This window comes from Micrococcus sp. 63XJN7_6_ISO-PGPR-S23-444, assembly GCF_058072765.1.
Window position 1 is genome coordinate 92,324 of record NZ_CM176516.1, and the last position, 20,593, is coordinate 112,916.

The window sequence follows — 20,593 nt, forward strand, 5'->3', positions numbered from 1 at the left end:
GCCTAGGTTGATCCCATGACCGAGATGAACAAGACCGCCCACGGCGAGACCCAGCAGACCGTCACCCGGACCATCGACGCGTCCGCCAAGGACGTGTTCGACTTCCTGACCCTGCCCGCGAACCACGCGAAGTTCGACGGCTCGGGCATGGTGCAGTCGGACGACAAGACCCAGCGCATCCAGAAGGTCGGCGACGTGTTCACCATGAACATGCACGCGGAGCACATGGGTGGCGACTACCAGACGGACAACCACGTGGTCGCCTACGACCCGAACAAGCTGGTCGGCTGGAAGACCGCCCCCGCCGGCACCGAGCCCAAGGGCTGGCAGTGGGTCTACCGGCTCGAGGACAACGGCTCCGGCAGCACGGACGTGTCCCTCACCTACGACTGGACCGACGTGACCGACCCGGAGCTGCTGGAGAAGAACCTCTTCCCGATGGTCTCCGAGGAGCAGATGGAGGAGTCGCTCGCGAAGCTGGCCGCCGAGGTCGGCTGAGCCCCCGCCTCCCGACGGCGGCCCCCGGGCCGGCCGTCCCCACGACGACGGGCACGCACCCGACCAGGGTGCGTGCCCGTCGTCGTGTCCGGTGTCACGGCTAGAGTGCCGTGCGAGACCGTCCCACCCCCCACGTCCAGGAGGATCCGCCGTGACCGCCACCGCCGAGCCCCGCGTCCCGTCGCCGCGCGAGGACCTGTACCGCCACGTCAACGCCGGGTGGCTGGACACCCACGAGATCCCCGCGGACCAGGGCGCCTACGGCGCGTTCCTCGAGCTGCGGGACGCGGCCGAGCTCGCCGTCCGGCACCTGTGCGAGGACGCCGTGCGCGAGGTCGGCGCGGGCTTCGACCCCGCCCAGGCGCGCGTGCAGGCCACGGCCGCGGCCGGCGCGCACCGGGACGCCCCGCTCGCGCCGCTGGATGCGGAGGACACGGAGGGCATGGAGCATCCGGAGCTCAAGCGCCGGATCGCCGCGCTGTACGCCTCCTTCATGGACGACGAGACCGTGGAGGCCCGCGGCCTCGAGCCGATCGCCTCGGACCTGGCGGCGGTGGCCACCGTGACCACCCCTGCGGAGCTGCTCACCCTCTCCGGGCGACTGCAGCGTCAGGGCGTCTCCGGCCTCATCAACACCGGCGCACTCAACGACGCCGGGAACCCGGACCGCATGCTCCTGCACCTGCTCCAGGGCGGCCTGGGCCTGCCGGACGAGTCCTACTACCGGGACGAGGCCTACGCCGAGATCCTCGCGCAGTACACCGAGCACACCGGCCGCCTGCTGACGCTGGCCGGGATCGGCGCGGACCGGGACGAGGCCGCCGCGCTGGGCGTCCGGGTGGTGGAGCTGGAGAAGCGCATCGCCGCCCTGCACTGGGACCTGGTCCGCAGCCGGGACGCCGTGGCCCGCTACAACCCCATGACCCACGACCGGCTGACGGAGCTCTTCCCCCTGGCCGACGCGTGGCTCGAGGGCGTGGACGCCGCCGGCGAGCGCGCCGCGGAGGTCGTGGTGTGGCAGCCGGACTTCCTCTCCGGTGTCCAGGGGCTGCTCGAGGGACCCGAGGCCGCCGACCTCGAGGACTGGCGTCACTGGCTGATCCTGCAGGTGCTGCGCTCCTTCGCCGGCTTCCTGCCGGACGCGTTCGTGCAGGAGAACTTCTCCTTCTACGGCCGCCGCCTGGCCGGCACCGAGGAGGTCCGCCCCCGCTGGAAGCGCGCGGTCGCGTTCGTCAACGGGGCGGCCGGCGAGGACGTGGCGCAGCTCTACGTGGCCCGCCATTTCCCGCAGGGCCACGTGGCCGCGATGGACGAGCTCGTGGGCCTGCTCCAGGAGGCCTATCGCCGGTCCATCGAGGAGCTCGAGTGGATGGGCGAGGAGACCCGTCAGCGGGCGCTCGAGAAGCTGGCGATGTTCCGCCCCATGGTGGGCTACCCCTCGAAGTGGCTGGACTACTCCGCCCTCGAGGTCCACGCCGGCGACCTGCTGGGCAACGCCCGCTCATCCTCGGAGCTCGAGTGGGAGCGGGACCTGCGCAAGATCGCGGACGGGCCGGACCCGGAGGAGTGGCACATCACGCCGCAGACGGTGAACGCGTACTACTCCCCGCTCGAGAACGCGATCGTCTTCCCGGCCGCCATTTTGCAGCCCCCGTTCTTCGACCCCGAGGCCTCGATGGCCGCGAACCTGGGGGCGATCGGCGCCGTGATCGGCCACGGGATCGGCCACGGCTTCGACGACCAGGGCTCGCGGTACGACGGCGCCGGTCGGCTCGAGGACTGGTGGACCGAGGAGGACCGCGCGGCGTTCACCGAGCGCACCTCCCGGCTGGTGGCCCAGTACAACGCGCTCTCCCCGGCCGAGGCCCCGGACCACCGCGTCAACGGCGAGTTCACCCTGGGGGAGAACATCGGCGACCTCGGCGGCCTGGGCATCGCCCACCGCGCCTTGGAGATCTGGCGGGACGAGGGCGACGGCGCCTCCCTCGACGCCGCGGCGGGGGACCGCGAGTTCTTCACCGCCTGGGCCACCGTGTGGCGTCAGCTCACGCGACCGGAGGCCATGGTCACCCGCATCGCCTCGGACCCGCACTCGCCCAACGAGTTCCGCTGCAACCAGGTGGTCAAGAACATCGACGCCTTCCACGAGGCGTTCGGCACGCGCGAGGGGGATCCCATGTGGCTGGCCCCGGAGGAGCGCGTCACCATCTGGTGATCCCGCCCGCCGGCCGGGCCCGCGGGTCCGGCCGGCGGCTCACTCGGACTCGGCGGGGTCCTGCATCCGGGTCTGACGCTCGGCGGCCAGCCGGTCCAGCAGGCGCGTCAGCGTCCGGATGTCCTCGCGGTCCCAGCGCGCCAGGTCGTCGCGCAGCCCGCGACCCGCCGGGCCGCCGCGCACCGCGTCGAGGCGGGCGAGCCCCTCGGGGCTGGCGCTCAGGAGGGCGGAGCGGCGGTCCCGCGGGTCCGGCTCTCGGGTGATCAGCCCGGCGGCCTCGAGGTCGCGGACCATGCGGGAGACCTGGGCGCGGTCCACCAGCAGGCCCTCGGCCACGGCCGAGGGCGTCATGGTCCCCTCGTTGGCCAGCATCATGAACGCCTTCATCGCCCCGACGGACAGGGCCGGGCTGAGGGCCGCCGCGTAGCGGACCATCACCTGGCGGTGCTGCAGGACCAGACGCGAGAACGCCTGCTCGAGCCCCTGGACGGCGGCCTCGAAGCCCGCGTCGTCGCCGCCTCTGCCCGGGTCCGGGGCGCCGTCAGCCACGGCGGGCCCGGACCAGCGCGGTGACGACGGCCGCCAGCAGGGCCGTCCCCGCCACGGCCAGCGCCGCGGGGACGACGGGCCGGCCGGCCACCGGCGACGCCGTCGCCGGGCGCTCGGCCGCCACCGCCCGGGACTCCTCCGGGTCCTCGGCCGGATGCTGCCCCTGCGCCGCGGTCACCACGGGGATCGGACCGGTCGCGGGCAGCGTCTGCATGGCCTCGGCCGTGGAGTGGGTGGCCAGGTCGGCGCGGGTGGCGTGGAGGCGCTCGGAGGTGGTCATGCGGCCCAGCGGGATGTTCGGCAGGAACAGGATCGCGATCAGCGCGACGATCGCGAGCGGCACGCCCACGAGGAACGCGTGGGAGATGCCGGTGGCGTAGACGTCCTCGAAGATCGAGCGCAGGCCGTCGGGCATCTCCGCCACGCGTGCCAGGGTGCTGGACTGCAGGCTCTCGGACCACTCGGCGGCGTCCGGGCCCAGGCTGCGCAGGGCCGCGGCGAGGTCCGCGCGGCGCTCCTCGATGCGGTCCGGGACCACGTTGGAGACCACGGCGCCCATCACGGCGACACCGATGCTGCCGCCCAGGGTGCGGAAGAAGGTGACGCCGGAGCTGGCGACGCCCATCTGCCGCGGGTCGGTGGTGTTCTGCACCACGAGCACGAGGTTCTGCATGGTCATGCCGACGCCGGCACCGAGCAGGAACATGTAGAGGGACACCAGCCAGAAGGAGGTGTCGTAGTGCAGGGTGCCGAGCAGGGCGGTGCCGGCGATCAGCAGGACGGCGCCGATCACGAGCCAGCGCTTCCACACGCCGGTGCGGGTGATGAGGCCGCCGATCACCGTGGAGGACACGAGCAGGCCGAGGATCATCGGGATGGTCATGAGGCCGGCCTGGGTCGGCGCCGCGCCGCGGGCCAGCTGCATGTACTGGGCCAGGTAGACGGAGGAGCCGAACATGGCCAGGCCCGTGGCGATCGAGGCGATCGTCGCGAGGGTGAAGGTGCGGTCGCGGAAGAGGGTGAGCGGGATGAGCGGCTCGGCGACGCGCAGCTCGGTCACGACGAACAGGACGGTGGCGACGGCGGCGCCGCCGAGCATCCACGCGGTGGTGGTGCTGGCCCAGTCGAAGTCGCGACCGGCGCTGGTGACCCAGATCAGCAGCAGCGCGGTGGCCGCGGTCAGGAACACGATGCCGAGGTAGTCGATGGACACCTTCTGGCGCTCGCGGTGCGGAAGGTGGAGGGTGCGCTGCACCATCACCAGGGCGACGACAGCGAAGGGCACCGCCACGAAGAAGTTCCAGCGCCAGCCCCACAGGTCGGTGATCACGCCGCCGGCGAGCGGGCCGCCCACCGTGGCCACGGCCATCACGGCGCCGAACAGGCCCATGTAGCGGCCGCGCTCACGCGGGCTGATGATGTCCGCCATGATCACCTGGCTGAGCGCGACGAGGCCGCCGCCGCCCAGGCCCTGCACGGTGCGGCAGACGATCAGGAAGGTCGGATCGTGGGTGAACCCGGCCGCCGCGGAGGCGGCGACGAAGATCGCCAGGGCGACCTGGAAGAGGACCTTGCGGTTGACGAGGTCGGCCAGCTTGCCCCAGATCGGGGTGGCGATGGCCGTGGCGAGCAGGGCCGAGGTGATGACCCAGGTGTAGGCGGTCTGGTCGCCGCCGATGTCGTGGATGATCACCGGCATCGAGGTCGAGACCACCGTGTTGGCGATCATCGAGACGAACATGCCCAGCAGGAGGCCGGTCAGGGCCTGGAGCACGGAGCGGTGGCGCGCGGCGTCGGCGGCGGCGCGCTCGAGCGAGGGGGCGCCGGCCGGCGCGACGGCCTCGGGGGCGGGGGAGGTCGGGGTCATGGGGTCCTTCGGCGGGAGGGGCGGCGCGATGATTGACATGAGTCAATGATTGACGAGAGTCAATCATAAGGGGCGTCGGCCCGGGCCGCACCCGCCCTCCGCGGTTAGCCTGGTCACGCCGGACGACGCCCCGTCCTCCCCGCCCCGATCCGAGAGTGAGGCCCCGCCGTGACCCCCCGTTTCCTGCTCATGACCCGCCTCCCCGAGCCCGGGCTCGGGATGCTGCGCGCGGCCGGAGAGGTGGTGGACGGCGCCGACGTCGGAGGGGACGCCGCGCTCGCGCGGCTGGTGGCCTCGGGGGACTACGACGTCGTCGTCGCGGCCCTGGACCAGAAGTTCACCGCCGACGTGCTCGCCGACGCGCGGATCAGGGGCATCGCCAACTACGCGGTCGGCTACAACAACGTGGACGTGGCCGCCGCGACGCGGCGGGGGATCGCCGTCGGCAACACCCCGGACGTGCTCACGGACGCCACCGCGGACATCGCGATGCTCCTGATCCTCGGGGTGACCCGCCGTGCCCCCGAGGGCGAGCGGATGGTGCGCGAGGGACGCTTCCACGGCTGGGCGCCGGACCTGCTCGTGGGCCGGGACGTGCGTGGCGCGACCCTGGGCCTGGCCGGTTTCGGGCGGATCGGCAAGGCGGTGGCCGAGCGTGCGCTCGCCTTCGGCATGGAGGTCGTGTTCGCGCCGCGGCCGCCCGCGCACCGGGAGGTCGCGGCCGCGGAGCTCGGCGACCTCGCCGGCCGCGTCCGTCAGGTCCGCTGGGAGGAGCTCGTCGAGGTCGCGGACGTCCTGTCCCTCCACGTGCCCCTGACGGACGACACCCATCACCTCGTGGATGCGGACGTGATCGCGAAGATGAAGGACGACGCCGTCCTCGTCAACACGGCCCGGGGGCCCGTGGTGGACGAGGCGGCCCTCGTCACCGCCCTGCGCGAGGGGCGGCTCTTCGGCGCCGGTCTGGACGTCTACGAGGACGAGCCCGCCCTCGCCCCGGGCCTGGCCGAGCTGGAGAACGTGATGCTCCTGCCGCATCTGGGCTCCGCCACCCGGGACACCCGCGCCGCGATGGCCGAGCTGGCCGCGCGCAACGCGATCGCCATGGCCACGGGCGCGGAGGTCCCGGCCCTCGTCAACCCCGAGGTGCGCGGCTGACCGGCGGGGCGCCGTCGGTAGACTCGGGAACCGTGACCACCGAGAACTCCGCCTCCGCCGCCGTCGACCACCACGATCAGCAGGCCGTCCGCGCCGCCAAGCGTGAGCAGCTGCTCGCCTCGGGCCGCGAGGCCTACCCCGTGCAGGTGCCGCGCACCCACGCGCTGGCCGAGGTGCGTGAGCGGTTCGACGGCCACGAGCCTGACTGGGCCTCGGGCGAGACCGTGTCGGTGACCGGGCGCGTCGTCTTCCTCCGCAACACCGGCAAGCTCTGCTTCGCCACCCTGCAGGAGTCCGGCGCGGACGGGGAGGCCGTCCGCCTCCAGGTCATGGTGTCCCTGGCCGCCGTCGGTGAGGAGTCCCTGGCCGACTGGAAGAAGGTCGTGGACCTGGGCGACTTCCTCTCCGTCACCGGCGAGGTGATCGTCTCGCGCCGCGGCGAGCTGTCCATCATGGCCTCGGCGTGGGAGATGGCCTCCAAGGCGCTGCGCCCCCTGCCCGTGCTGCACGCGGACCTGAACGAGGAGACCCGCGTCCGCCAGCGCTACGCGGACCTGATCGTGCGCGAGGAGGCCCGCCGCATGGTCTACACCCGGGCCAAGGTCACCTCGGCGGTGCGGCGCACCCTCGAGGGCCACGGCTACGTGGAGGTGGAGACCCCGATGCTCCAGCTGGTCCACGGCGGCGCCCTCGCACGTCCCTTCGAGACGCACCTCAACGCGTTCGACCAGCCGATGACCCTGCGCATCGCCACCGAGCTGTACCTCAAGCGCGCCGTCGTCGGCGGCATCGACCGCGTGTTCGAGATCGGCCGCGTGTTCCGCAACGAGGGCGTGGACTCGACCCACTCGCCCGAGTTCACCACCCTCGAGTCCTATGAGGCGTGGGCGGACATGCACGTCATGGCCGAGCGCATGCAGGAGATCATCCTCAACGCCGCGGACGCGGTGGGCGCCGGGCGTCGGCTCGAGACCGCGAAGGGCGTCATCGACCTCGACGGCGAGTGGGCCTGGGTCGCCGTGTACCCGGGGCTGTCCGAGGCCGTGGGCCGCGAGATCACCCCGGACACGGACGCCGAGACGCTGCGGGCGATCGCCGCGGAGCACGAGGTCAAGGTGGACCCCGCGTGGGACGCGGAGAAGCTCGTGATCGAGCTGTTCGGCGAGATCGTGGAGCCCACCCTGATGAACCCCACGTTCGTGTACGACTACCCGCCGGCCGCCCAGCCGCTCGCGCGCCCGCACCGCTCGAAGGACCGGGTCATCGAGGCCTGGGACCTGATCATCGGCGGCATGGAGCGCGGCACCGCGTTCTCCGAGCTGATCGACCCCGTCATCCAGCGCGAGCGCCTGACCGCCCAGTCGGCGATGGCGGCCGCCGGCGACGACGAGGCCATGCAGCTGGACGAGGACTTCCTGCGCGCCCTCGAGTACGGCGCCCCGCCCATGGGCGGCATCGGCCTGGGCATCGACCGCCTGGTGATGCTGTTCACGGACGCCGGCATCCGCGAGACCATCCTCTTCCCGCTGCTCAAGCCGGAGGCCTGACATGGCCGACTTCTGGGACTACTTCTCCGTCCTCGCCCCCTCGATCGGCCTCGGGCTCATCTTCTGGCTGGTGATGCGCTCCCTGCTGCGTTCGGACACGGGCGAGCGCGAGAGTCAGGCCCGCCGGCTCTCGGGCGCGGACGCGCGGGCGGCCCGCGAGGAGGCCGAGGCCCGTGAGTGGGCGGCCCGACGCCGAGCCGAGGGAGGGCCGGAGGCCGATCCGGAGGACCGCGCCCGCTGAGATTCCTTCCCCGGCGTTGAAGAATCCTTCTGCCCGGCTTTGTTGCGGTATTCTTGAATCACCACAAGTGCACGGCCGGAATCGTGAGCACGCGGGAAAGAACCCCGAGAGCGAAGACCGGAACCCAGGGACACGCGCACGAGAGAAGAAAGTGGGAATCACCGTTGGCACAGAAGGTAGAAGTGGTCCTCGTGGATGATCTTGACGGTTCGCCTGCAGATGAGACCGTGAACTTCGCATTGGACGGTCGCAATTACGAGATCGACCTGTCGAAGGAGCACGCTGCGGAACTCCGTGAGTTCCTGAAGCCCTACATGAAGAAGGGCCGCGCCGTGGCGCCGCCGTCGCCCAAGGTCGAGGCCGCCCAGATCCGCAAGTGGGCGGCCGAGAACGGCTACGAGGTCTCGAGCCGGGGCCGTCTGCACCGCGACGTGGTGGAGGCCTACCGCAACGCGAAGCGCAAGTGAGCGCCCCGCCCGGGTGCGTCGAGGAATCGGCGTCCCCGGGCCTCGTTCCGGCCCCTCCCGACGACGGCCGGGCCGCTTCTCCCGCTGGCGAACAGTCGCGCGGCACGCGGCCCGGGTGCGTAGTCTCGACCACGACCGTACGCAAGGAGTGTGCCCATGTTCGAGAGATTCACCGACCGCGCCCGGCGGGTGGTCGTGCTCGCCCAGGAAGAGGCGCGCATGCTCAACCACAGCTACATCGGCACCGAGCACATCCTGCTCGGTCTGATCCACGAGGGTGAGGGCGTCGCAGCCAAGGCACTGGAGTCCATGGACATCTCCCTGGGCGCCGTGCGAGAGAAGGTGCAGGAGGACATCGGCCAGGGTCAGCAGAACCCGCCCGGCCACATCCCCTTCACGCCGCGCGCCAAGAAGGTGCTCGAGCTGTCCCTGCGCGAGGCGCTGCAGCTCGGCCACAACTACATCGGCACCGAGCACATCCTGCTCGGCCTGATCCGCGAGGGCGAGGGCGTGGCCGCCCAGGTGCTCGTGCAGCTCGGCGCGGACCTGAACCGCGTCCGTCAGACGGTCATCCAGCTGCTCTCCGGCTACCAGGGCGGCGCCCAGGGCGGCAAGGAGACCGCCGGCGCCGGGGTGGGCCAGGGCGGCGAGGCCGGCCAGAACGCCGGCTCCGTGGTGCTGGACCAGTTCGGACGCAACCTCACCGCGGCCGCGCACGACGGCAAGCTGGATCCCGTCATCGGGCGTGCGGGCGAGATGGAGCGCGTCATGCAGGTGCTCTCCCGCCGCACCAAGAACAACCCCGTGCTCATCGGCGAGCCCGGCGTCGGCAAGACCGCCGTCGTCGAGGGCCTGGCCCAGGCGATCGACCGCGGTGACGTCCCGGAGACGCTCAGGGACAAGCAGCTCTACTCGCTGGACCTCGGCTCCCTCGTGGCCGGCTCCCGCTACCGCGGCGACTTCGAGGAGCGCCTGAAGAAGGTGCTCAAGGAGATCCGCACGCGCGGGGACATCATCCTGTTCATCGACGAGATCCACACCCTCGTCGGGGCGGGTGCGGCCGAGGGCGCGATCGACGCCGCCAGCATCCTCAAGCCGATGCTGGCCCGCGGTGAGCTGCAGACCATCGGCGCCACCACGCTGGACGAGTACCGCAAGCACATCGAGAAGGACGCCGCGCTCGAGCGCCGCTTCCAGCCGATCCAGGTCGCCGAGCCGTCCGTCGAGGACGCCACGGAGATCCTGCGCGGCCTGCGGGACCGCTACGAGGCGCACCACAAGGTCTCCATCACCGACGGCGCGCTCAAGGCCGCCGCCGGCCTGGCGGACCGCTACGTCTCCGACCGGCACCTGCCGGACAAGGCCATCGACCTGATCGACGAGGCCGGTGCGCGTCTGCGCATCCGTCGCATGACCGTGCCGCCGGAGATCAAGGCCTACGAGTCCCGGATCGCGGAGGTGCGCACCCAGAAGGAGGCCGCCATCGATGGCCAGGACTTCGAGGGCGCCGCCCGCCTGCGGGACCAGGAGCAGCAGCTCGAGGACGAGCGCCGCGAGAAGGAGCAGGCGTGGCGCACCGGCGCCGACGCCGACGTCGCCACGGTGGACGAGGACCTCATCGCCGAGGTGCTCTCCAAGTCCACCGGCATCCCGGTGTTCAAGCTCACCGAGGAGGAGACGGACCGCCTGCGCAACATGGAGGACGAGCTCCACCGTCGCGTGATCGGCCAGGACGAGGCCATCAAGTCCCTGTCCCGCGCCATCCGCCGCACCCGCGCGGGCCTGAAGGACCCGAACCGCCCCTCGGGGTCGTTCATCTTCGCCGGCCCCACCGGCGTCGGCAAGACGGAGCTGGCCAAGTCCCTCGCGGAGTTCCTCTTCGGGGACGAGGACGCGCTCATCACGCTGGACATGTCCGAGTTCCAGGAGAAGCACACCGTCTCGCGTCTGTTCGGCGCCCCTCCCGGCTACGTGGGCTATGAGGAGGGCGGCCAGCTCACCGAGAAGGTCCGCCGCCGTCCGTTCTCCGTGGTGCTGTTCGACGAGGTGGAGAAGGCCCATCAGGACCTCTTCAACTCCCTGCTGCAGATCCTCGAGGACGGTCGCCTGACCGACTCGCAGGGCCGTGTGGTGGACTTCAAGAACACCGTGATCATCATGACCACGAACCTCGGCACCCGGGACATCTCCAAGGGCGTCATGACCGGCTTCCAGTCGGCCACGGACACCACCACCGGGTACGAGCGGATGAAGGGCAAGGTCAAGGAGGAGCTGCGCCAGCACTTCCGCCCCGAGTTCCTCAACCGTGTGGACGACGTGATCGTGTTCCCGCAGCTGCAGAAGCACGAGATCGTGGAGATCGTGGACCTGTTCGTCTCCCGCCTCGGCAAGCGCCTGGCGGAGCAGGACCTGTCCATCGAGCTCACCCAGTCCGCCAAGGACCTGCTCGCGGACCGCGGCTACGATCCGGCCATGGGCGCCCGCCCGCTGCGCCGCACCATCCAGCAGATGGTGGAGGACCAGCTCTCGGAGAAGATCCTCTTCGGCGAGATCCCGGCCGGCTCCCTCATCACCGTGGACGCCACGGGCGAGGGGGAGGGCGCCGAGCTGACGTTCGCGTTCTCCGGCGGCCGGGAGGCCCTGGAGGGTGCGGAGCTGGCCGAGCTCGAGCCCGGTGCCGGCGATCCGGTGGACGCCGACCGCTCCGTGTGACCTGCGGGGTCTGACCCACGACGCCGGACCGCGCGTCCGGTGGCCACGGCCCGTCGCCCCTCCCCCTCGGGGAGGAGGCGGCGGGCCGTCGTCGTGCCCCCGCGGGGACGCCGGGGCCGAGGTCCGCGACACCGCCGCCGGCATCAAGGACGGCCTCGCGAAGGACCGCTGAACCGGCCCGCCTCCCCGCAGGCGCGAGAGGGGTTCCCTCGCGGCGGGATCGGTGCCACTGTGGTCTGTGACCGCTCGACGGTGGTCCTGTCTCCGCTTCGGCCCGGCACTCGCCGGGACGGCCGCGGAGCAGCCCCGAGAAGAAGGAGGCCGCCCATGGGTATCGGTGACCTGAACAACCTCGCAAACCAGCACTCGGACAAGATCGACGAGGCCGTGGACAACGCTCAGGAGCAGCACGGCGACAAGCTCGGCGAGCACGGCGACACCGTGAACAAGGGTGTCGACGGCGCGCAGGAGAAGTTCCTGTCCGGGGACGAGGGCGAGCAGCAGGCCTGAGCCTGCCGTCGACGCCGCGGGAGCCCCCGCCTGGTCCGCCGGGACGGGGGCTCCCGTCTGTCCGGGGTCGGGATGTCCGTGCCTAGACTGGACCCCATGCCTGCCGACCGCCCCCTCACCCTCCGCTCGGCGCGGACCCAGGACGTCCCGGTCATCCAGGCGCTCGTGGAGCCGCTGGCGCGGGAGCGCGTGCTGCTCCAGAAGGAGGCTGTGGCCTACTACGAGGCCATCCAGGAGTTCGTGGTCGCCGAGGAGGCGGATGGGACCCTGGCCGGCTTCGGCGCCCTCCACGTGATGTGGCAGGACATCGCCGAGGTCCGCACCCTCGCCGTCTCGGAGGCCCACCGGGGGGCCGGCGTCGGGCACCTGGTCATCGAGGAGCTGCTGGACCGTGCGCGGGCCGTGGGCGTCGAGCGGGTCTTCTGCCTGACCTTCGAGGTCGAGTTCTTCCGCCGGCACGGTTTCGAGGTGATGGCGGACCAGTCCGCCGTGGACCCGGAGGTCTACGCGGAACTGCTGCGCTCCACGGACGAGGGCGTCGCCGAGTTCCTGGACCTCGCCCGGGTCAAGCCGAACACGCTCGGCAACACGCGGATGATCCGCCGCCTCTGAGCCGCCGCACCGCGGGCCGCCCCGTGCCCCGGCGAGGTCAGGCCGGGAAGGTGAGGCCGCCGTCGTCGTCCCGGGCCAGCAGCCCGTCCGACACGAGCCCAGCCACGCAGCGCGCCCACTGCGCGTCCTCGGGGCGGTGCGACCCGAGCCGCCCCCCGGCCACGACGACGGCGGGCACCTCCGCCTCGGCCACGCGCCCGTGCTCGCGGACGGCGGCCATCACGGCCCCGCGCACCTGACGGTCCGTGCCGGCCCAGGCCTGGCCGCGCGACACCTCCGCCGGCGGCGGGGAGCCCGCCGCGACCCACGCGCACGTCTCCGCCAGGGGGCAGCGGTCGCAGGCGGGGGAGCGGGCGGTGCAGACGAGGGCCCCGAGCTCCATGACGGCCGCGTTCCACGCGTTGGCGCGGGTGGGGTCCTCGGGCATCAGGGCCTGGGCGCGGCGCATCTCGGCGCGGGTCAGCGACCTGCCGGGCAGGGCCTCACCCGCGACCGCGCGCGCGATCACCCGGCGCACGTTGGTGTCCACGACGGTCTCGGGGATGCCGAACGCGAAGCTCGCGACCGCCGCGGCCGTGTACTCGCCGATGCCGGGCAGGGCGCGCAGGGCGGCGGGGTCGGCCGGCACCCGGCCGTCGTGGCGCTCGACGACGGCCCGGGCGGCCTCCTGGAGGCGCAGGGCCCGGCGCGGGTAGCCGAGCCGGTCCCAGGCCGTGAGCACGTCTGCGGTGGGGGCGGCGGCCAGGTCCGCGGGGGTGGGCCAGCGCTCCAGCCACTCCCGCCAGCGGGGCAGCACCCTCACGACCGGTGTCTGCTGGAGCATGATCTCCGAGACGAGCACGCCCCACGGGGAGCAGTCCGGGCTGCGCCAGGGAAGGTCCCGGGCGTGGACGGCGAACCAGCCCAGCACCGCGTCGTGCAGGCGCGGCACGTCCACCGTGGGCGGGACGAGGGGGGCGGGCGCGGGCATGGCGTCCACTGTAGGGTGCGCCGCCGCCTACCCTGGATCGCATGCCGTCTCGTCCGACTTCCCCCGGGTCGAAGCCGTCCCCCGCCGTCTACCGCCGCCGGCGGCTCGTGGCCGCCCTGCTCGCCCTCGTGCTCCTGCTCCTGGTGGGGTGGGCCGTCGTGGCGCTCGTCCGCGCCGGGATCGGCGCCTTCTCCTCCGAGGACGCCGACCCCTCCGCCGCCCCGACGCCGGTGCACTCCCCGTCGCCCGCCCCGGCGACGGACGCCGAGTCCGGCTCCGCCTCGCCCACCGTGGCCCTCGAGGACGCGGCCGAGTGCCAGCCCTCGGACCTGCGGATCACCGCCTCCGCGGACCGGTCCGAGTACCAGCGGGGCGAGGAGGCCGAGCTGCGCCTGGGCATCACGAACCTCTCCTCGACCCCGTGCCGCACGGATGTGGGCACGGCCCGACAGGAGTTCAGGATCCGCACGGCCGAGGGCGACGACGTCTTCTCCACCCGCATCTGCCAGGCGGACCCCGCGGAGGCCCAGCGGGTGCTGTACCCGCACGAGGAGCTCACCGCCGTGTACCGCTGGTCCGGCCGCGCCTCGAGCCAGGACTGCGGCCGCCTCGGCGCTCTCGCGGAGCCCGGGCCCCATCTGCTGACGGTCAGCCTCGGCGACGTCACCTCCCGCCCCGTGGCACTGAAGATCCTCGAGGAGCTCGCCCCGGGGGCCCAGGACAGCAGCTCCTCGGCCACCCCCTCCTCGAGCGGCAGCACCTCCCCGTCGGGGTCCGCCTCAGCTCCGGCGCCCGCCTCAGCCTCGGCGTCGGCCTCGCCGTCCGCGGCGCCCGCCACGACCACTGACCCGTCGCCGTCACCATCCCGCTGAGCCGGGCGCGCCGTCAGCGGCCGGGGCCGGCCTCCGGATGCGCGGCCGGGCCGCCGCCGGTCCACGTGGGGATCGTGGCGAGGGCCTCGCCGATCGAGCCGACCTCCGCCACCGTGAAGCCCGCCGGGACCTCCCCGAGCGGCTCGGGGGAGCGGGGGACCAGCGCGCGGGTGAAGCCCAGCCGCGCAGCCTCACGCACCCGTCGCCCGATGCCGGGCACGGGGCGCACCTCCCCGGCAAGCCCGAGCTCGCCGACCGCGATCATCCCCTGCGGGACGGGGGCCGAGAGCTTCGCCGAGGCCACGGCGACGGCCACGGCCAGGTCCGAGGCGGGCTCCGAGAGTCGCACGCCGCCCACGGTGGCCACGTAGCAGTCGTCCTGGGCGAGGGCGAAACGGGCCCGGCGCTGGAGCACGGCCAGGAGCATGTTCACGCGCGCCGCGTCCACGCCGGAGACGGTGCGGCGCGGGCTGCCGCCGGCGGACGGGGTGAGCAGGGACTGCACCTCGGCCACGAGCGGGCGCCGGCCCTCGAGCGTCACCGTCACGCACGTACCCTCGACCGGCTCCGAGACGCCCGAGAGGAACAGACCGGAGGGGTCGTCCAGGGACTCGATGCCGTCCTCCCGCAGATCGAAGCAGCCGACCTCGTCCGTGGGCCCGAAGCGGTTCTTCACCGCACGCACCAGGCGCAGCCGTGAGTGGCGGTCCCCCTCGAACTGGCAGACCACGTCCACGAGGTGCTCGAGCAGCCGCGGGCCCGCGATGGTCCCGTCCTTCGTCACATGGCCCACCAGGACCGTGGTGATCCCCTTCTCCTTGGCCGTGCGGATGAGGCTGGCCGCCACCTCGCGCACCTGGCTGACGCCCCCGGCGATCCCGTCCACCTCGGTGGACTGCAGGGTCTGCACGGAGTCCACGATCACCAGCTCCGGGTCCGTCCGCTCGATCTGCCCCAGCGCCCGGCCCAGGTCCGTCTCCGCCGTCAGGCGCAGGGTGTCCGCGATCGCCCCGATCCGGTCTGCGCGGGAGCGCACCTGCGCCGCCGACTCCTCACCCGTCAGGTACAGCACCGAGCGCGGACCGCCGCCGCCCGCGCCGCGGGCCGTCTGGGCGGCCACGTCCAGCAGCAGCGTGGACTTGCCGATGCCCGGCTCGCCGGCCAGCAGGATCACCGCGCCCGGCACGAGGCCGCCGCCGAGCACACGGTCCAGCTCGCGCACCCCCGTGGAGCGGAACGAGGCCAGCGTGGCGTCCACGTCCGCGATGCGCGGCGCGACCTCCGCGACCGTGGCCGCGCGCGTGCGGCCGGTGGTGGACGTCAGGCCGATCTCCTCGACCGTGCCCCACGACTGGCACTCCCCGCAGCGGCCGACCCACTTCACGGTGGTCCAGCCGCACTCGGTGCAGCGGTATCCGGGGGCGCGCTTCGGGGCGGTCTTGGTGGCCATGCGCCCACTCTAGGATCCGGGGCGGACGCGTTAACCGGCCCGCAGGCGGCCCCGACGTCGACCGCCGGGGCCGCGCGCCGCCGTCGGGCTCAGACGCGGGGCAGGTAGGCCCGCGCCTCGTCGTGCTCGGCGCCCGTGGCCTCGATGAGGTCCACCATCATGGGCCGCAGCAGCATCACGAGCGCCTCGCCGTGCACGGATCCGCCGCCCAGCTGGTGCGGGTCCAACGCGGACGCGGACGCCCCCAGGGCGTCCCGCGCCACGGACAGCGAGCGATGGCGGCCCTCGGCCTGCGGCTCCACGAGGGAGCGGTGCAGGATCTCGACGGCGTCCGCGGCGTCGTCGAACCAGGCTGCCAGGCGCTCGCGGTCGTCGTCGTCGAACACGCCCTCGTCCAGGACCGAGACCACCCGCCGGGCCACGATCCGCAGGGAGCGCACCGCCAGGTCCGAGCGGTCCGCCGCGTTCACCGCGTCGTCCACGAAGGAGCGCGAGGAGCGGTGCAGCGGGTTGAAGAGGGTCTGCTCATGCGTGACGCGCAGCTCCTTGCGCAGCGCCTCCAGCGTGGTGTGCGTGCCGCGGCTGGCCACGAGCGCCATCCAGGCGGTGCGGGAGTCGTCCTCCCGCAGGGCCCGGGAGAGGTCGCGCAGCACCGTGGCGATCGAGTTGTAGAGCCCACCCAGCTGACGCACCGCGGGGCGTCGCACGTCCTGGGGTGAGAGGAACGTGACGAGCAGGGCCAGGACGCCGCCCACGATCGCGTCCTGGCTGCGGACGAACGGCCCTCCCGTGCCGATGGGCAGGAGGACCACGAGGACGGACTGCAGGGACATCTGCATCGTGAACGTGGCGCCGGAGTCCAGGAACCGGGCCACCATCACGGACACGAACAGGACCACCGAGGCCTGCCACAGGCCGCGGCCGAGCCCGACCATGAGCAGGTCCCCGATCAGGATGCCCACGGTGCAGCCGACGGCGACCTCGGCCACCTTGCGCAGCTTCGGCTCCCGTTGGAAGCCGAGGGCGATCAGCAGGGCGGTGGAGGCGAACAGGGGCTGCTGGTGGCCCAGGACGGCCTCCGCGAACCAGTAGGCGCCCACCGCGCAGACCGCGACGAGGGCGGCCTGGCCCACGGAGGAGCGGACGCGGGACCAACCCGCACGGGCGCGCCGACGCAGGAAGCGGCCGAGGCGCTCCCCGCGGGTCTGGGGGTCGACCATCGGCACCGTGCCCGTGGCGGTGGCGAAGCGGTCCGTCATGCGGCCAGCCTAGTCCGACGCCGCGGAGCCCTCGCCGTACGGGGCTCAACCGGGCATTGTGACCCACCGCACAGCCAGATCCTGCGAATGTCGCCCCAGTTCACCATCTGTTCACCCCGGCCGAGCACTCGATTCACCTCTGGACCGTACGGTCGAGTGCGGTGCAGAACCGGGCAAGCCGGACGCTCTGCCCTCACCGTCGTCATCCGATTGAAAGAGGCTCTTCGTGAAGGCTCTCCGCTTCGGCCGCTCCGCCGCCCTCCTGTCCGTGGCCGCCATCGCCCTGACCGCCTGCTCCTCCGCGGACAGCGGCAACGGCGGCTCCGATGCCTCCGGCTCCGCCGGCGGCGAGCAGGGCACCACCCCCGAGGTCCAGGGCAACCTGGTCGGCGCCGGCGCCTCCTCGCAGGAGGCGGCCATGACCGCCTGGACCCAGGGCGTCACCGAGACCGCTCCGAACCTGACCGTGCAGTACTCCCCGGACGGCTCCGGTGCCGGTCGTGAGAAGTTCCTCGCCGGCGCCACCTCCTTCGCCGGCTCCGACGCCGCCCTCAAGGAGGAGGAGGCTGAGTCCGCCAAGGAGAACTGCGGCGACGAGGGCGCGTTCCACGTGCCGGCCTACATCTCCCCGATCGCCGTGGCCTACAACCTGCCGGGCGTCGATGAGGTCAAGATGGACGCCGAGACCATCGCCAAGGTGTTCTCCGGCGAGATCAAGAACTGGAACGACGAGGCCATCGCCGCGCAGAACGAGGGCGTCGAGCTGCCCGACACCCCGATCACCGTCGTGCACCGTTCCGACGACTCGGGCACCACCGAGAACTTCACCGCCTACCTCACCGAGGCCGCCGGCGATGCCTGGTCCTACGACGAGGTCGAGACCTGGCCGTCCGACATCACCGCCGAGTCCGCCCAGGGCACCAAGGGTGTCGTGGGCCTGGCCTCCCAGACCGAGGGCGCCATCACCTACGCCGACGCCTCCGCCGTGGGCGAGCTGGGCACCGTGTCCGTGAAGGTCGGCGAGGAGTACGTGAAGTACTCCGCCGAGGCCGCGGCCGCGACCGTCGAGAAGTCCGAGGCCAAGGAGGACGGCTCGATCGAGCTCGACCGCGCCACCGACGAGTCCGGCGTGTACCCCGTCGTGTTGGTCTCCTACCACATCTACTGCAACCAGTACGAGTCGCAGGAGACCGTGGACCAGGTCAAGGCCTTCGCCGAGTACGTCGTGTCCGAGGACGGTCAGAAGACCGCCGAGGAGTCCGCGGGCAACGCCCCGATCTCCGAGGACACCCGCAAGAAGGCCATGGAGCGCATCGAGGCCATCTCGGTCAAGGGCTGATGTCGCTTCTTGTCGGCTGACCCACCGCCGCTTCGGCCGCCGGGCCCCACGGGCCCGGCGGCTGAAGCCGCGTCAGGGCTCTCGTTCGTCGCGGCCCGTCCATCACCACGCACGTCGATCTGAGGGAAGGCACTGTGTCCTCAACCACCAACGAGGCGGCACCGAAGCCGTCCAGCCTGCGCGGCCCCCGCCGCGGAGCCGCCGGAGACAAGCTCCTCTCCGGCGGGGCCCTTGCGGCCGCCGTCCTGATCCTGCTCGTGCTCGCCTTCGTGGCGGTCTTCCTCCTGACGGAGGCATGGCCTGCCCTGCAGCCGGGTGCGGAGCTCGTGTCCGCGGACTCCTTCTTCCAGTACGTGTGGCCGCTCATGGCCGGCACCGTGATGGTGTCGATCATCGCTCTGCTCATCGCCACCCCGGTCGCGATCGGTGTCGCCCTGTTCATCTCGCACTATGCGCCCCCGCGCATCGCGCAGTCGGTGGGCTTCGTGATCGATCTGCTGGCCGCGATCCCCTCCGTGGTCTACGGCGTGTGGGGCTGGCTGACGCTCGCTCCGCTGATGGTGCCGATCTACGGCTGGCTCAACGAGAACCTGGGCTTCATCCCGTTCTTCGGCGGCTCGGCCACCACCACGGGCCGTACCCTGCTGACCTCGGGCGTCGTGCTGGCCGTGATGGTCCTGCCGATCATCACCGCGCTCTGCCGTGAGATCTTCACCCAGACCCCGAAGCTCCACGAGGAGGCCGCGCTCGGCCTCGGCGCCACGCGCTGGGAGATGATCAAGATGACCGTGTTCCCGTTCGCCCGGGCCGGCATCGTCTCCTCGATCATGCTCGGCCTCGGCCGCGCGCTCGGCGAGACCATGGCGGTCACCATGGTGCTCTCCGGCGGCGTCTTCTCCTGGTCGCTCGTGGAGTCCGGCAGGAACCAGACGATCCCGTCGGAGATCGCGCTCAACTTCCCCGAGGCGTTCAACATGCGCCTGCACGAGCTGATCGCTGCCGGTCTCATGCTCTTCATCATCACCCTGGCGGTGAACATGATCGCCCGCGCGATCGTGAACAAGCACAAGGAATTCTCGGGAGCCAACTGACATGAGCACTGTCTCGACTTCTCCCCGGGCCACCGAGGACAGCGTGACGCCGCGGCGTCACTCCCTGACCGAGGGTCAGAAGCCCGGCTGGACCTGGATGGCCGTCGCAGCTGCCGCGGCCATCGTCGCCGCCGGCCTGACCGTGCTGCTCAGCGGCGCCTTCAACGTCGTCGGTTTCGTGATCATCGCCGCCATCCTCTACATCGCGGGGCTCTACGTGGCCACCCGCGTGATGGAGAACCGGCGCCGCGCCGCAGACGGCCTGTGCCGCAACCTCGTGTGGCTGGCGTTCCTCGTGGCCCTGGTGCCGCTGGTCTCCGTGCTGTGGTCGGTCCTCTCCGCCGGTCTGCCGACCCTGATCGCCAACCCGCAGATCATGGCGTACGACATGAAGGGCATCACCGGCATCGACGACTCGGTGTGGGTGGAGGACGGCAAGCCCGCCGGCGGGCTCGCGGGCGGTTTCGGCCACGCCCTGATCGGCACCGTCGTGATCACGATCATCGCGACCCTGATCTCCGTGCCGATCGGCATGCTCACCTCCATCTACCTGGTGGAGTACAGCCGCGGCGGCTGGTTCTCCCGCGCCATCGTGTTCTTCGTGGACGTCATGACCGGCATCCCCTCGATCGTGGCCGGCCTCTTCGCCTACGCCGCGATCACGTGGGTCCTGACCCTGGTCACCGGCAGCAAGTCCACCGCACTGCAGTCCGTGCAGATGGGTCTCACGGCCGCGATCGCGCTCTCGGTGCTCATGATCCCCGTGGTCGTGCGATCCACGGAGGAGATGCTCCGTGTGGTGCCCAACGAGCTGCGCGAGGGCGCCTACGCCCTCGGCGTGCGCAAGTGGCAGACCATCGCCAAGGTGGTCCTGCCCACCGCGATCTCCGGCATCGCCTCCGGCGTCACCCTGGCCATCGCCCGCGTGGCGGGCGAGACCGCGCCGATCCTCGTGACGGCCGGCTTCGCCACCAGCATCAACTGGAACCCGTTCGACAACTGGATGACCGCGCTGCCGGTGTACATCTACCGCCAGCTGGTCGCCCCGACCTCGCCTACGGCGGCGGACCCCTCGACCGCCCGCGCCTGGGCAGCCGCCCTGCTGCTCGTCACCATCGTCATGCTGCTCAACCTGGCGGCACGGTTCATCGCCAAGGCGTTCGCCCCCAAGAAGGGCCGGTGAGGCCCGGCCGCCCGGAATCCCCCGGGCGGCCGGCCCCGACCCCGTCGCACCCC

The 20,593-nt window shown here is 72.2% G+C and carries 18 protein-coding genes; 13 read left to right on the forward strand and 5 right to left on the reverse strand.

Annotated elements, in window-relative coordinates; all coding sequences use genetic code 11:
* Positions 1-15 precede the first annotated feature (15 nt).
* Both AC3RJ9_RS00435 and AC3RJ9_RS00440 read left to right on the forward strand, forming a co-directional pair.
* On the forward strand, positions 16-498 hold the full coding sequence (locus AC3RJ9_RS00435) for an SRPBCC family protein (RefSeq protein WP_036314813.1): 483 nt from the start codon (positions 16-18) through the stop codon (positions 496-498).
* 151 nt (positions 499-649) lie between these two features.
* Positions 650-2,713 carry a M13 family metallopeptidase gene (locus tag AC3RJ9_RS00440; protein ID WP_123244443.1) on the forward strand — a complete coding sequence of 688 codons (2,064 nt, stop codon included), beginning with the start codon at positions 650-652 and terminating at the stop codon, positions 2,711-2,713.
* 39 nt (positions 2,714-2,752) lie between these two features.
* Here AC3RJ9_RS00440 and AC3RJ9_RS00445 read toward each other — a convergent pair whose 3' ends face one another.
* Positions 2,753-3,262: a MarR family winged helix-turn-helix transcriptional regulator gene (locus AC3RJ9_RS00445; RefSeq protein ID WP_036314817.1), complete on the reverse strand. Its 510-nt coding sequence runs from the start codon at positions 3,260-3,262 to the stop codon at positions 2,753-2,755.
* Positions 3,255-5,129, reverse strand: coding sequence for an MDR family MFS transporter (locus AC3RJ9_RS00450; RefSeq protein WP_489727667.1), 1,875 nt, complete (start codon positions 5,127-5,129; stop codon positions 3,255-3,257). The genes AC3RJ9_RS00445 and AC3RJ9_RS00450 overlap by 8 nt, the downstream gene beginning before the upstream one ends.
* A 168-nt stretch (positions 5,130-5,297) precedes the next feature.
* On the opposite strand from AC3RJ9_RS00450, the gene AC3RJ9_RS00455 reads away from it, so the two are divergent.
* The 7 genes from AC3RJ9_RS00455 to AC3RJ9_RS00485 all read left to right on the forward strand — a co-directional run bounded on the left by AC3RJ9_RS00455 (position 5,298) and on the right by AC3RJ9_RS00485 (position 12,376).
* Entirely contained in the window at positions 5,298-6,287 is a 990-nt protein-coding gene (locus AC3RJ9_RS00455) for a 2-hydroxyacid dehydrogenase (protein WP_159833630.1), read from the forward strand.
* A gap of 32 nt (positions 6,288-6,319) precedes the next feature.
* Entirely contained in the window at positions 6,320-7,834 is a 1,515-nt protein-coding gene (lysS, locus tag AC3RJ9_RS00460) for a lysine--tRNA ligase (protein ID WP_123244186.1), read from the forward strand.
* A 1-nt stretch (position 7,835) separates the two neighbouring features.
* Entirely contained in the window at positions 7,836-8,075 is a 240-nt protein-coding gene (locus AC3RJ9_RS00465) for a hypothetical protein (RefSeq protein WP_002856071.1), read from the forward strand.
* Positions 8,076-8,239: 164 nt separating this feature from the next.
* Positions 8,240-8,542 carry a histone-like nucleoid-structuring protein Lsr2 gene (locus AC3RJ9_RS00470; protein ID WP_036314827.1) on the forward strand — a complete coding sequence of 101 codons (303 nt, stop codon included), beginning with the start codon at positions 8,240-8,242 and terminating at the stop codon, positions 8,540-8,542.
* Between the two features lie 156 nt (positions 8,543-8,698).
* Positions 8,699-11,254, forward strand: a complete 2,556-nt coding sequence (locus AC3RJ9_RS00475) for an ATP-dependent Clp protease ATP-binding subunit (protein ID WP_123244185.1) — start codon at positions 8,699-8,701, stop codon at positions 11,252-11,254.
* Positions 11,255-11,581: 327 nt separating this feature from the next.
* Positions 11,582-11,764 (forward strand): Rv0909 family putative TA system antitoxin, encoded by a 183-nt coding sequence (locus AC3RJ9_RS00480; RefSeq protein WP_041104640.1) that lies wholly within the window; start codon positions 11,582-11,584, stop codon positions 11,762-11,764.
* A gap of 96 nt (positions 11,765-11,860) precedes the next feature.
* Complete coding sequence (locus AC3RJ9_RS00485; RefSeq protein ID WP_049147791.1) at positions 11,861-12,376, forward strand: amino-acid N-acetyltransferase; 516 nt, start codon at positions 11,861-11,863, stop codon at positions 12,374-12,376.
* 37 nt (positions 12,377-12,413) lie between these two features.
* Here the strand turns inward: AC3RJ9_RS00485 and AC3RJ9_RS00490 are convergent, their stop codons facing one another.
* Positions 12,414-13,346 carry an HhH-GPD family protein gene (locus tag AC3RJ9_RS00490; protein WP_206495678.1) on the reverse strand — a complete coding sequence of 311 codons (933 nt, stop codon included), beginning with the start codon at positions 13,344-13,346 and terminating at the stop codon, positions 12,414-12,416.
* Between the two features lie 41 nt (positions 13,347-13,387).
* Here AC3RJ9_RS00490 and AC3RJ9_RS00495 point away from each other — a divergent pair, with 41 nt between their 5' ends.
* Entirely contained in the window at positions 13,388-14,218 is an 831-nt protein-coding gene (locus tag AC3RJ9_RS00495; protein WP_206495677.1) for a hypothetical protein, read from the forward strand.
* Between the two features lie 13 nt (positions 14,219-14,231).
* Here the strand turns inward: AC3RJ9_RS00495 and radA are convergent, their stop codons facing one another.
* On the reverse strand, positions 14,232-15,668 hold the full coding sequence (radA, locus tag AC3RJ9_RS00500; protein WP_144860649.1) for a DNA repair protein RadA: 1,437 nt from the start codon (positions 15,666-15,668) through the stop codon (positions 14,232-14,234).
* Positions 15,669-15,757: 89 nt separating this feature from the next.
* Positions 15,758-16,927: an FUSC family protein gene (locus AC3RJ9_RS00505; protein ID WP_206495676.1), complete on the reverse strand. Its 1,170-nt coding sequence runs from the start codon at positions 16,925-16,927 to the stop codon at positions 15,758-15,760.
* A gap of 226 nt (positions 16,928-17,153) precedes the next feature.
* Between AC3RJ9_RS00505 and pstS the strand changes: the two genes are divergently transcribed.
* From pstS to pstA, 3 genes are all read left to right on the forward strand, one after another.
* Positions 17,154-18,266, forward strand: coding sequence for a phosphate ABC transporter substrate-binding protein PstS (gene pstS / locus AC3RJ9_RS00510; RefSeq protein WP_206495675.1), 1,113 nt, complete (start codon positions 17,154-17,156; stop codon positions 18,264-18,266).
* A 134-nt stretch (positions 18,267-18,400) separates the two neighbouring features.
* Positions 18,401-19,357, forward strand: a complete 957-nt coding sequence (gene pstC, locus AC3RJ9_RS00515; protein ID WP_044658633.1) for a phosphate ABC transporter permease subunit PstC — start codon at positions 18,401-18,403, stop codon at positions 19,355-19,357.
* A 1-nt stretch (position 19,358) separates the two neighbouring features.
* Positions 19,359-20,540: a phosphate ABC transporter permease PstA gene (pstA, locus tag AC3RJ9_RS00520; protein WP_206495674.1), complete on the forward strand. Its 1,182-nt coding sequence runs from the start codon at positions 19,359-19,361 to the stop codon at positions 20,538-20,540.
* Positions 20,541-20,593 lie beyond the last annotated feature (53 nt).